This is a genomic window from Amnimonas aquatica (assembly GCF_002943415.1).
GTDB lineage: Bacteria > Pseudomonadota > Gammaproteobacteria > Pseudomonadales > Moraxellaceae > Perlucidibaca > Perlucidibaca aquatica_A.
The window spans coordinates 1-11,593 of record NZ_PTQZ01000031.1; the positions used below are offsets into that span (position 1 = coordinate 1).

Here is an 11,593-nt window from a genome sequence, read left to right on the forward strand (position 1 = left end):
CTGGGAGTCGATCAGCTATTCGCTGATCAACCACCTCGGCGAGTCCGGCGACATCATCCTCAGCGTCAGGCCCGAGGCCGGCGGCGCGCCCGTGGATCGCCGCATCAGCGTCAGCCGCTACCTCAGCAGCAGCGACAGCGATCCCTACCGCGAGCTCGGCTTCGTGCCCTGGACGCCGCCGCTGCCGCCGGTCATCGGCACGGTCCAGGATGGCAGCGCGGCCGACAAGGCCGGCCTGCAGGCGGGAGACCGCATCCTCGAAATCAACGGCCATGTCATCACGCACTGGGCCGAGGTCGTTGAGCAGATCATCGCGAATCCGGAGCGCGCCATGACCTGGCGTCTGCACCGCGAGGGCGAGGACATCATCATGACCGTGACCCCGGATCAGGAGCGTGACGGCCTGACCCGCTGGCGCGGCCGGCTGGGTGTCGGCGTGGCCGAAGCGGCGCTTGTCATCCCGGATGCCTACAAGCGCGATAATCGTCTCGGCGTGATCGACGCGCTGACATCCGCGGTCGAGAAGACCGGCCAGATCGTGGTGCTGTCGCTGGTGTCGCTGTGGAAAATGCTGATCGGCCTGGTCGGTGTGGACGCCTTGAGCGGCCCCATCACCATTGTTAAAGTCGCCGGCCAGAGTGCCAGTATCGGCTGGGAGGCCATGATCGGCTTCATGGCGCTGCTCAGCGTGAGTCTGGGCGTGCTGAACCTGCTGCCGATCCCGGTACTGGATGGTGGTCACTTGCTGTATTACGCAATCGAAGCCGTCCGGCGCCGGCCGCTGCCCGAGTCGGTGCAGCTGATGGGATTGCGGTTTGGCGTCGCTCTCATGGGCAGTGTCATGCTGCTGGCCATATTGAACGATATCCGTCGCCTGTTCTGAATCTGGAATGACCAAGTTGATGAAGCGAAACCGGCCGAACTGGCCCACCCTCCCGATGCTGCCCCTGGCCGTGGCGCTGGCCAGCGTCCAGGTCCATGCCGATACCTTCATCGTCAATGACATCCGGCTCGAAGGCCTGGGCCGTCTGTCGGCCGCCAGCGTCTACGCGCTGATCCCGTTCTCCAGCGGCGAGGCCATCACCGACGACCAGTCCTCTGACATCGTCCGCGCGCTGTTCGCCTCGGGCCAGTTCGAGGACGTGCAGGTGCTGCGCGACGGCAATGCGCTGATCGTGCGCCTGGTCGAGCGCCCGAGCATCGCTTCCATCACCCTCGAGGGCAACCAGTCGATCGGCAAGGAGGACCTGCTCAAGGGCCTGAAGTCGATCGGCCTCGGCGAGGGCGAAGTGTTCAAGCGTGCCGCCCTGGACCAGGTCAAGCTCGAGCTGCAGCGCCAGTACGCGTCGCAGGGCCGCTACGGCGCCACCGTGAACGCCACCGCGAAGCCGCTGCCGCGCAATCGCGTCGCGCTGTCCATCACCATCAAGGAAGGCGACACGGCGCGCATCAAGCGCATCAGCATCAACGGCAACCAGGTGTTCAAGGACGATGCCCTGCTCAAGCAGCTCCAGCTGCAGTCCAGCCACCTGCTGTCGTTCATCTACGGCGATGACAAGTACTCCCGCGAGAAGCTGAGCGCCGACCTCGAGACGCTGCGTTCCTACTACCTCGACCGCGGCTACCTGCGCTTCAATGTCGACTCCACGCAGGTCAGCCTGTCGCCGGAGAAGAACCAGGTCTACATCGACATCAACGTCAGCGAGGGTGAGCCCTACAAGATCACCGACGTGCGCCTGGCCGGCGAGTTCCCGGTGCCGGAAGCCGATCTGCGTCCGCTGCTGCTGGCCCAGCCCGGCCAGGTCTATTCGCAGAAGGTGGTGACGCTCACCAACGAGATCATCAGCCGCCGTCTCGGCCGCGAGGGCTACCTGCTGGCGGAAGTGCAGGGCGTGCCCGAGCTCGATGACGCCAGCAAGACCGCCAAGCTGGTGTTCTACGTCAATCCGAACCGCGTCATGTCGGTGCGCCGCATCAACTTCACCGGCAACCTGAAGACCGATGACCAGGTGCTGCGTCGCGAAATGCGCCAGTTCGAGGGGGCCCAGGCCTCCGGCGAGAAGATCGACCTGTCCAAGCTGCGTCTGCAGCGCCTCGGCTACTTCAGCGACGTGAAGAGCGAGAACGTGCGCGTGCCGGGCACCACCGACCAGGTCGACGTCAACGTCGCGGTCACCGAGCAGCCGTCCGGCTCCATCAGTGCCAGCCTGGGCTACTCGCAGAACGCCGGCGTGGTGTTCGGCGGCAACATCAGCCAGACCAACTTCCTCGGCACCGGCAACCGCGTCTCGCTGGGCCTGAACCGCTCCGACATCCGCGACTCCTACAACTTTTCCTACGTGAACCCGTACTTCACGCCGGACGGCATCAGCCGCGGCTACAACCTGTACCTGCGCCAGACCAAGTTCGACAACCTGAACATCAGCAACTACGCCACCGACTCCTTCGGCGGCAGCGTGAGCTTCAGCTACCCGATCGACGAGACCGAGACCATCAGCTTCTCGCTCGGCTACGACCAGACCGACGTCCAGCTCGGCACCACGCCGTCCAAGGTGGTCTGGGACTTCGAGGAAGCCAACGGCAGCGGCCTCAGCTCCTACATCGGCACCGCGTCCTGGCAGCGCAACACGCTCAACCGCGGCGTCTTCCCGACCGCCGGCGGCTCGCAGACCGTGGGTCTGGAAGTGGGTCTGCCGGGCAGCGATGTCGGTTTCTACAAGCTGACCTACTTCGGCCAGCGCTACATGCCGCTGCGCGGTCGCTGGGTCAGCCGTGCCTACGGCCGCCTCGGCTACGGCGGCGGCTACGGCGACAGCGACGTGCTGCCGTTCTACCGCAACTTCTTCGGCGGCGGCTTCGGCTCGGTGCGCGGCTATCGCGACAATGCCATGGGCCCGCGCAGCAGCCTGGTCGACAAGCTGACCGGCCTGCCGGTGACCGGCTACGACGACGAACCGATCGGCGGCAACGTGCAGATCGAAGGCGGTCTGGAAGTGATCTTCCCGACGCCCTTCGTCGACGACAACAACAAGGTCCGCACGCTGATGTTCCTCGATGCCGGCAACATCTTCGACACCGAGGTCGTCGGCGTCGGTGGCCAGACCTTCAAGCCCGACCTGGGTGATCTGCGCTATTCGGTCGGTATCGGCCTGTCCTGGATCACCCCGATCGGCCCGCTGACCTTCGCCATCGCCAAGCCGCTGAACGAGAAGGACGGCGACGATACCCAGGTCTTCCAGTTCTCCCTCGGCCAAGGATTCTGATGCATGAAAAATTTCCTGACTTCCTCCCTGCTGGCGCTGACCATGGCGGTCTCGCCGCTGGCCGCGCAGGCCGCCACCGGCGGCATGCGCATCGCCGTGGTCGATCGTGAAGAAGCGCTGCTCGCCACCAGCGCTGCCAAGGCCGCGCAGGACAAGCTCAACGCCGACATGAAGCCGGAGCGCGACAAGCTGGAGCAGCTGCGTCGCGAGATTAAGGCCATGGAGGAGAGCTACCAGAAGAACGCCGCGACCATGGGCGAGAAGCAGAAGGCCGAGCTGGAAGACAAGGCCCGCGCCAAGACCATGGAGTTCACGCAGCGTCTGCAGCAGGTCCAGCAGAAGACCCAGACCGCCCAGCAGGAACTGCTCAAGCGCCTGCTGCCGAGCATGGGCGGCATCATCGAGGAGCTGCGCAAGGCCGGCAACTACGACATCATTCTCGAGCGCAGCGCTGCCATCTACGTGGCGCCGGAGCACGACCTGACCAAGCGTGTGCTTGATCGTCTCAATGCCAAGTGAGCGGCATGTCGGACACTCCTGATGGCATGACGCTGGCCGAGCTCGCCGCCGAACTCGGCGCCGAGCTGCGCGGCGATCCCGGCCACCGCATCACCGGCCTGGCCACCCTGCAGGGGGCCGGGCCGGAGCACCTGGCCTTCCTCGCCAACCCGCGCTACCGCCCGCAGCTGCAGGAAACCCGTGCCGGTGCCGTGCTGCTGCGTCCGGAGGACGCTGCCGACTACGCCGGCCAGGCATTGCTGCTGGCCAATCCCTATCTGGCGTTCGCCCGTGTCTCGCACCGTTTCGACCGCACGCCCCGCCTGCCGGCCGGCGTGCATCCGTCGGCGGTGGTGGCGGCCTCCGCGCGCATCGACGCCTCGGCCTGCATCGGTCCGCAGGCGGTGATCGGCGAGGACGTGGTGATCGGTGCCGGCAGCATCATCGAGGCCGGTGCCATCCTGCACGATCGGGTGAGGGTGGGGGACGAGAGTCGTATTCGCAGCCGGGTCGTGATCTATCATGATTGCCAGGTCGGCAGCCGGGTGAACATCCACGCCGGTGCGGTGATCGGCGGCGACGGCTTCGGCTTCGCCAACGAACGCGGGCACTGGCGCAAGATCGCCCAGCTCGGTGCCGTGGTGATCCATGACGACGTCGATATCGGTGCCAACACCACCATCGACCGCGGTGCCCTCGAGGACACGGTGATACACACCGGCGTCATCATAGACAATCAGGTGCAGATCGCGCACAACGTGGTGATAGGCGCGCACACGGCGATTGCGGCATGCTGCGGCATTGCCGGCAGCACCCGCATCGGCGCGCATTGCATCCTGGCGGGCGGGGTCGGCGTGGTCGGGCATATCGAGATCTGCGATCGCGTGCAGCTGACCGGCATGACCATGGTCACCAAGTCGATCACCGAGCCCGGCTCCTATTCGTCGGGAACGGCTTTCGATACGAGCGACAACTGGAAGAAAATGGCCGTGCGTCTGCGTCGCCTCGATGATCTTGCCCAGCGGGTCCGCCGACTGGAAAAGTCGGCAGGGGACCAGGCGCCCTGAGTACACCGGCCGGCAGATCATGCCGGCCGTCTGGAGATTTTTTTATGATGGACATCCAGCAGGTCATGCAGTACCTGCCGCAGCGCTACCCGTTCCTCCTGGTCGACCGCGTCACCGAGATCGAGAGCGGCAAGCGCATCGTGGGCTACAAGAACCTCACCGCCAACGAGGAGTTCTTCCTGGGGCACTTCCCCGGCAAGCCCATCATGCCCGGCGTGCTGATGATCGAGGCCATGGCCCAGATCGCCGGCGTGCTCGGCTTCTACACCCACGGCAAGAGCCCCGAGTCCGGCCACCTCTATGTCTTCGCCGGCGCCGACAACATCCGCTTCAAGCGCCAGGTGATTCCTGGCGACAGGCTGGTGCTGGAGGCCGTGCCCACCGGCTCGCGCCGCCACATCTACAAGTTTTCCTGCCGTGCCCTGGTCGACGGCGAGCTGGCGGCCAGCGCCGACCTGCTGATCGCGGAGCAGAAAGTATGACTCGCATCCACGCCACTGCCATCGTCGATCCGCGCGCCGAGCTCGCGGATGATGTCGAGGTCGGTCCCTACAGCATCATCGGTCCTGATGTGACCATCGGTGCCGGCACCTGGATCGGCCCGCACGTGGTGATCAGCGGACCGACGGTGATCGGCCAGCGCAACCGCATCTTCCAGTTCGCTTCGCTGGGCACGGAGTGCCAGGACAAGAAGTACCGTGGCGAACCGACGCGGCTCGAGGTCGGCGACGACAACGTCATCCGCGAGTCGTGCACGCTGCACCGCGGCACGGTGCAGGATGTTGGCCTGACCAAGGTCGGCAGCCGCAACCTGCTCATGGTCAACACGCATCTGGCGCATGACGTGGTGGTCGGCAACGACAACATCATCGCCAACAACGCCGGCATCGCCGGGCACGTGAACATCGGCGACTTCGTGATCATCGGCGGCAACTCGGGCATCCACCAGTTCTGCCGCATCGGTTCCTACGCCATGCTCGGTGGCGGCACCACGCTGTTCAAGGATATCCCGGCCTTCGTCATGGCCAGCGGCAACCCGGCGGTGGCGCGCGGCATGAACTTCGAGGGCATGAAGCGCAAGGGCTGGTCGTCGGAGACGGTCAACACGCTGCGCAAGGCCTACAAGATCGTCTACCGCGACGGCCTGACGCTGGAAGCGGCCTATCCGCTGCTCGACGCGCTGGCCGCCGACGTGCCCGAGGTCAACATCTTCATCGACTCGCTGCGTGCCTCCACGCGCGGCATCGCGCGCTGAGCCCCGCGGCCATGCGCGCGACGGGTCCGGTCTTCGGCATCGTCGCCGGCGAGGTTTCCGGCGATACCCTGGGTGCCGGCCTGATCCGGGCGCTCAGGGCGCATTATCCGGATGCCCGCTTCGTCGGCATCGCCGGGCCGCAGATGCTGGCCGAGGGCGCCGAGACCCTGGTGCCCATGGAGCGCCTGTCGGTCATGGGGCTGGTCGAGGTGCTCGGCCGCCTGCGCGAGCTGTTCGCCATCCGCGACCGGCTCATCGACCAGTTGCTGGACCTGAAGATCGATGCCTACATCGGTATCGACGCGCCGGACTTCAACCTGCGCATCGCTGCCCGCCTGAAGGCGGCCGGCATTCCCGTCATCCACTATGTCAGCCCCTCGGTATGGGCCTGGCGCCAGGGGCGGGTGAAGGGCATACGTGCCAGCGTCGACCTCATGCTCTGCCTGCTGCCGTTCGAGAAAGCCTTCTATGACCAGCACGGCGTGCGCGCCGTGTTCGTGGGGCATCCGCTGGCTGACAGCCTGCCGCTGCAACCGGATGTGGCGGCGGCACGTGCCGCGCTGGCGGTGCCGGGCGATGCGACCTGCGTGGCGCTGCTTCCGGGCAGCCGCCGTGGCGAGGTGGCGGGTCTGCTGCCGTTGCTGCTGAATGCCGCCGAGCTGATCCGCCGCGAACGGCCGCAGGTGCGTTTCCTGGTGCCGGCGATCAATGCGGACCGCCGTGTCGAGATCGAGGCGCTGCTGGCGGCGCACGAAGCCGTGCAGCCGGCCGGTCGTGGCCGCCTGCCGGTGCAGCTGCACGATGACGCCCGTGGTGCCGGCGTCGGCCGCGAGGTCATGGCGGCAGCCGATGTCGTGCTGCTGGCGTCTGGCACGGCCACGCTGGAGGCCCTGCTGCTGAAGAGGCCGATGGTGGTGGCCTACCGCCTGCACTGGCTGACCTGGCTGATTGCCCGTCTGCTGGTGCGCATCCCCTTCGTCAGCCTGCCCAACCTGCTCGCCGGCCGTGCCGTGGTGCCGGAGCTGCTGCAGCACCAGGCCACGGCGGAGAACCTGGCGCGCGAGACCCTGGCCTGGCTGTCGCAGCCGGCGCGGCTGACGGAGACGCGCACGCTCTTCCTCGGCTTGCACGAGCAGTTGCGCCAGGATGCCAGCGCCACCGGCGCAGCGGCCATCCGCGACCTGCTGGCCGTGCTCGGATCCGGGCAGCCGCAGCCATCGCCGGATGCCGCTGTCGGCCCGGCGGATAGCGGCGCATGAAGCGGCCGCTGACGGCTGACCTGTTCGCTCCCGATCCCGCGGCTCTCCTGCTGGCTGGTGTCGACGAGGTCGGTCGCGGGCCGCTGGTCGGTGCCGTGGTCACGGCGGCGGTCATCCTGGACCCGGAGCGACCGATCGCCGGCCTCGCGGACTCCAAGAAGCTGAGCGAGCGCCGTCGCGAGCAACTGGCCGACGAGATTCGCGACAAGGCCCTGGCCTGGGCCCTGGGACGGGCCGAGCCGCACGAAATCGACCGGCTCAATATCCTGCACGCCACCATGCTGGCCATGCAGCGCGCCGTCGCCGCGCTGGCGGTGGTGCCGACCGAGGTGCTGATCGACGGCAACCGCTGCCCGCCGCTGCCCATGCCGGCGCAGGCCGTGGTCAAGGGCGATGCCCTGGTGCCGGCCATCAGCGCGGCCAGCATCCTCGCCAAGGTCGTGCGTGATGCCGAGATGAGCGCGCTGCACGAGCGCCATCCTGGCTACGGATTCGACAAACACAAGGGATATCCCACTGCGGCGCACCTGGAGGCCTTGCGGCGGCTCGGGCCTTTGCCGGAACATCGACGCTCCTTCGCGCCGGTGCGCGCGCTGATCGTTCCGGCCGGAGACCTGTCATGACCGCCTTCGTGCACCTGCGCGTGCGCTCCGAATTCTCCCTGGTCGACTCCATCGTCCGCATCGGTGACGCGGTCAAGTCCTGCGCGGCGCAGGGCATGCCGGCACTGGCCATCACCGACCTCAACAACCTCTACGGTCTGGTGAAGTTCTACAAGTCGGCGCAGGGCAAGGGCATCAAGCCGGTATTCGGCGCCGACCTCACCGTGCGCGAGGGCGAGTCCCTGACGCTGGTGACCGCACTGGTGATGAACCAGACCGGCTACCGCAACCTGATCGCGCTGATCTCGCGCGCCTTCGTGGAGAATCAGGAGCAGGGCCGGCCGGTGGTGAAGCGCGAATGGGTGGATGCGGGCCATGACGGCCTGATCTTCCTGCTCGGCCGCCACAGCGATGTCGGGCAGGCGCTGGCCGGCAGCGATCCGGCGCAGGCCGACCGCCTGCTGCAGCAATGGCTGGCGCGCTGCCCGCAGCGCGTGTACCTGGAGCTGGTGCGGACCAGCCGCGAGGGCGAGGAGGAACATCTGCACGCGGCCGTGGCGCTGGCCGGGCGCCTGCAGTGCCCGGTGGTGGCCACCAACGACGTGCGCTTCCTGACCCGCGACGACTTCGAGGCGCACGAAGTGCGCGTGTGCATCGCGCAGAGCTATGTGCTCGGCGATCCGCGGCGTCCGCGCGAGTACAGCGAGGAGCAGTACCTAAAGTCGCCGGCCGACATGGCCGAGCTGTTCTCCGACATTCCCGAGGCGCTGGCGAACACGGTCGAGATCGCACGTCGCTGCAGCCTCGGCCTGACGCTGGGCAAGAACTACCTGCCGGACTTCCCGGTGCCGCCCGGCCTGACCATGGCCGAGTATTTCTCGCAGCTCTCGCACGAGGGTCTGACGCAGCGCCTGGACAAGCTCTTCGACCGGGCCCGGCCGGACATGGCGGATATCGAGCGCGAGTACCGCGCGCGCCTGGAGTTCGAGCTCAACATCATCAACCAGATGGGCTTTCCAGGCTACTTCCTGATCGTCATGGACTTCATCCGCTGGGCCAAGAACAACGGCGTGCCGGTGGGGCCGGGTCGCGGTTCCGGCGCCGGCTCGCTGGTGGCTTACTCGCTGTTCATCACCGACCTGGATCCGATCAAGTACGACCTGCTGTTCGAGCGCTTCCTCAATCCCGAGCGCGTGTCCATGCCCGACTTCGACATCGACTTCTGCATGGAAGGGCGCGACCGCGTCATCGAGTACGTGGCCGGGCACTACGGCCGCGAAGCGGTGTCGCAGATCATCACCTTCGGCACCATGGCGGCGAAGGCCGTGGTGCGCGACGTGGCGCGCGTGCAGGGCAAGTCCTACGGCCTGGCCGACCGCATCTCCAAGATGATCCCGTTCACGCCCGGCATTTCCCTGCAGGAGGCGCGCGAGCAGGAGCCCATGCTCGAGGAGCTGCTCAGCGTCGCCGAGATGAGCGACCACGACGACGCCCTGGAAATCTGGGAGATGGCGCTCAAGCTCGAGGGCATCACCCGTGGTGTCGGCAAGCACGCCGGCGGCGTGCTGATCGCGCCCGGCAAGCTCACCGACTTCACCGCCGTGTTCTGCGACGACGAAGGCAAGTGGGTCAGCCAGTACGACAAGGATGACGTCGAGGCCGTGGGCCTGGTCAAGTTCGACTTCCTCGGCCTGCGCACGCTGACCATCATCGACTGGGCGCTGAAGGACATCAACGCCAAGCGCGCCGCCCTGGGCGAACCGCCGATCGACATCGAGCGCATCCCGCTCAATGACCCGCGTCCCTACCAGCTCATGTCCGAGGGCAAGACCACCGCCGTGTTCCAGCTCGAATCGCGCGGCATGAAGGAGCTGATCAAGAAGCTCAAGCCTTCGCGCTTCGAGGACGTGGTGGCACTGGTGGCGCTGTATCGCCCGGGTCCGCTGGAGTCGGGCATGGTCGACGACTTCATCAACCGCAAGCACGGCCGCGCCGACGTGGCCTATCCGCATCCCGAGCTGGAGCCGGTGCTGGAGAACACCTACGGTGTCATCCTCTACCAGGAGCAGGTGATGCAGATCGCCCAGGTGCTGGCCGGCTATTCGCTGGGTGGCGCCGACATGCTCCGCCGCGCCATGGGCAAGAAGAAGCCCGAGGAAATGGCCAAGGAGCGCGTCAAGTTCATGGAGGGTTCGGGCGAGCGCGGCGTCGACCCGGACCAGGCCGGCGGCATCTTCGACCTCATGGAGAAGTTCGCCGGCTACGGCTTCAACAAGTCGCACTCGGCCGCCTACGCGCTGGTGTCGTACCAGACCGCCTGGCTCAAGGTGCATTACCCGGCCGAGTTCATGGCGGCGGTGCTGTCGTCGGAAATGGCCAACACCGACAAGATCGTGACCCTCATCGAGGAGTGTCGCGCCATGGGCCTGAAGATCCGGCCGCCGTCGGTGAGCCGTTCCGACTTCCGCTTCCTGTCCGGCGATGCCGGCGAGGTCATCTATGGCCTCGGCGCCATCAAGGGCGTGGGCGAGGGCCCGGTGGAGTCGCTGCTGGTCTCCCGGCGTCAGGACGGCCCGTTCAGCGACCTGTTCGATTTCTGCCGCCGCGTCGACCTCAAGAAGCTCAACAAGCGCGCGCTGGAAGCGCTGATCCGCGCCGGCGCGCTGGACGAGCAGGGCGAGCACCGCGCCGTGCTCATGGCCAGCATCGAGGCCGCGGTGGCCGCCGCCGAGCAGCAGGCGCGCAATGCCGACATCGGCATGGTCGATCTGTTCGGCGACGTGCACGAGGCCGGCCCGGCAGGCGAGTGGGCCGAAGCGCTGCAGTGGACCGACGACGAGCGCCTGCAGGGCGAGAAGGAGACCCTGGGGCTCTACCTCACCGGTCACCCCATCGACCAGTACGAGGGCGAGCTCGGGCGCTTCGTGCATGCGCGCCTGGCCGACCTGCAGCCGACCCGGCGCGGCCAGAACACCACGGTGGCGGGCCTGCTGCTGGGGCATCGCATCGTCAAGGGCCAGCGCGGCAGCCGCGCCTTCATGACGCTGGATGACCGCACCGGCCGCGTCGAGGTCACCGTGTTCAGCGACCTGCTGGAGCAGGTGCGGCCGCTGCTGCAGGGCGAGGGCGTGCTGGTGGTCGAGGGCGAGGTGTCCATGGACGAGTACGCCGGTGCGCTCAAGGTGGTGGCCCGGCAGATCCTGCCGCTGGCGGCGGCGCGTACCCAGTACAGCAAGGGTCTGGAGCTGGTGCTGCCGGTCAGCATCGGCCTGCGCGGCCTGCACGAGCTCACCGAGTGGCTGCAGGCGCACCGCGCGGCACCGGACCAGCCGGGCGCGCCGCTGCGCTTCCGCGTCCGCCACCCGGCCGCGCAGGCGTTGCTGCAGGCGGCGCCGGGCTGGCGCCTGACCCTCAACGACGCGCTGCTGCGCGGTCTGCGTCAGCGCCTGGGCCAGGATGGCGTGACCGTGCTCTACTGATCCGGACGCCGCCGGGGACTTTCCGCCCCGCGCGGGGCCGGAGCGCCCTCCATGCAGACCGGCGGCTCCGCGCGGGTTCGCTGTCAGTGCCCGTGGCCGGACTCTTCGATGTCGTGCAGGCGGTTGCGTTCGATGGTGTGGCGCATCATGGCCTCGAAATCGAAGCCGTT

General features: G+C 67.3%; 9 protein-coding genes. All 9 read left to right on the forward strand.

Going from position 1 to position 11,593, the window contains the following annotated elements; translation table 11 throughout:
- A partial coding sequence (rseP, locus tag C5O18_RS02585) for an RIP metalloprotease RseP (protein WP_105191306.1) occupies positions 1-883 on the forward strand: 883 nt, incomplete at its 5' end.
- Positions 884-938: 55 nt separating this feature from the next.
- Positions 939-3,263, forward strand: coding sequence for an outer membrane protein assembly factor BamA (gene bamA / locus C5O18_RS02590; RefSeq protein ID WP_105191307.1), 2,325 nt, complete (start codon positions 939-941; stop codon positions 3,261-3,263).
- A 3-nt stretch (positions 3,264-3,266) separates the two neighbouring features.
- Positions 3,267-3,782, forward strand: a complete 516-nt coding sequence (locus C5O18_RS02595; RefSeq protein ID WP_105191308.1) for an OmpH/Skp family outer membrane protein — start codon at positions 3,267-3,269, stop codon at positions 3,780-3,782.
- Between the two features lie 5 nt (positions 3,783-3,787).
- Positions 3,788-4,828, forward strand: coding sequence for a UDP-3-O-(3-hydroxymyristoyl)glucosamine N-acyltransferase (lpxD, locus tag C5O18_RS02600; protein ID WP_105191314.1), 1,041 nt, complete (start codon positions 3,788-3,790; stop codon positions 4,826-4,828).
- Positions 4,829-4,872: 44 nt separating this feature from the next.
- Positions 4,873-5,310 carry a 3-hydroxyacyl-ACP dehydratase FabZ gene (fabZ, locus tag C5O18_RS02605; RefSeq protein ID WP_105191309.1) on the forward strand — a complete coding sequence of 146 codons (438 nt, stop codon included), beginning with the start codon at positions 4,873-4,875 and terminating at the stop codon, positions 5,308-5,310.
- Positions 5,307-6,083: an acyl-ACP--UDP-N-acetylglucosamine O-acyltransferase gene (gene lpxA / locus C5O18_RS02610; RefSeq protein WP_105191310.1), complete on the forward strand. Its 777-nt coding sequence runs from the start codon at positions 5,307-5,309 to the stop codon at positions 6,081-6,083. Before fabZ ends, lpxA begins: the two co-directional genes overlap by 4 nt.
- A gap of 11 nt (positions 6,084-6,094) precedes the next feature.
- The gene (lpxB, locus tag C5O18_RS02615) at positions 6,095-7,342 is read left to right on the forward strand and encodes a lipid-A-disaccharide synthase (RefSeq protein ID WP_105191311.1); all 1,248 of its coding nucleotides are present in this window, start codon (positions 6,095-6,097) and stop codon (positions 7,340-7,342) included.
- Complete coding sequence (gene rnhB, locus C5O18_RS02620; RefSeq protein ID WP_105191312.1) at positions 7,339-7,965, forward strand: ribonuclease HII; 627 nt, start codon at positions 7,339-7,341, stop codon at positions 7,963-7,965. The genes lpxB and rnhB overlap by 4 nt, the downstream gene beginning before the upstream one ends.
- Positions 7,962-11,423, forward strand: a complete 3,462-nt coding sequence (gene dnaE, locus C5O18_RS02625; RefSeq protein ID WP_105191313.1) for a DNA polymerase III subunit alpha — start codon at positions 7,962-7,964, stop codon at positions 11,421-11,423. Before rnhB ends, dnaE begins: the two co-directional genes overlap by 4 nt.
- Positions 11,424-11,593: the final 170 nt, after the last annotated feature.

Bases quoted from the DNA above. Each gene is read 5' to 3' on its own strand.
- bamA (WP_105191307.1), top strand. From the start codon at position 939: ATGCTGCCCCTGGCCGTGGCGCTGGCCAGCGTCCAGGTCCATGCCGAT.
- C5O18_RS02595 (WP_105191308.1), top strand. From the start codon at position 3,267: ATGAAAAATTTCCTGACTTCCTCCCTGCTGGCGCTGACCATGGCGGTC.
- lpxD (WP_105191314.1), top strand. From the start codon at position 3,788: ATGTCGGACACTCCTGATGGCATGACGCTGGCCGAGCTCGCCGCCGAA.
- fabZ (WP_105191309.1), top strand. From the start codon at position 4,873: ATGATGGACATCCAGCAGGTCATGCAGTACCTGCCGCAGCGCTACCCG.
- lpxA (WP_105191310.1), top strand. From the start codon at position 5,307: ATGACTCGCATCCACGCCACTGCCATCGTCGATCCGCGCGCCGAGCTC.
- lpxB (WP_105191311.1), top strand. From the start codon at position 6,095: ATGCGCGCGACGGGTCCGGTCTTCGGCATCGTCGCCGGCGAGGTTTCC.
- rnhB (WP_105191312.1), top strand. From the start codon at position 7,339: ATGAAGCGGCCGCTGACGGCTGACCTGTTCGCTCCCGATCCCGCGGCT.
- dnaE (WP_105191313.1), top strand. From the start codon at position 7,962: ATGACCGCCTTCGTGCACCTGCGCGTGCGCTCCGAATTCTCCCTGGTC.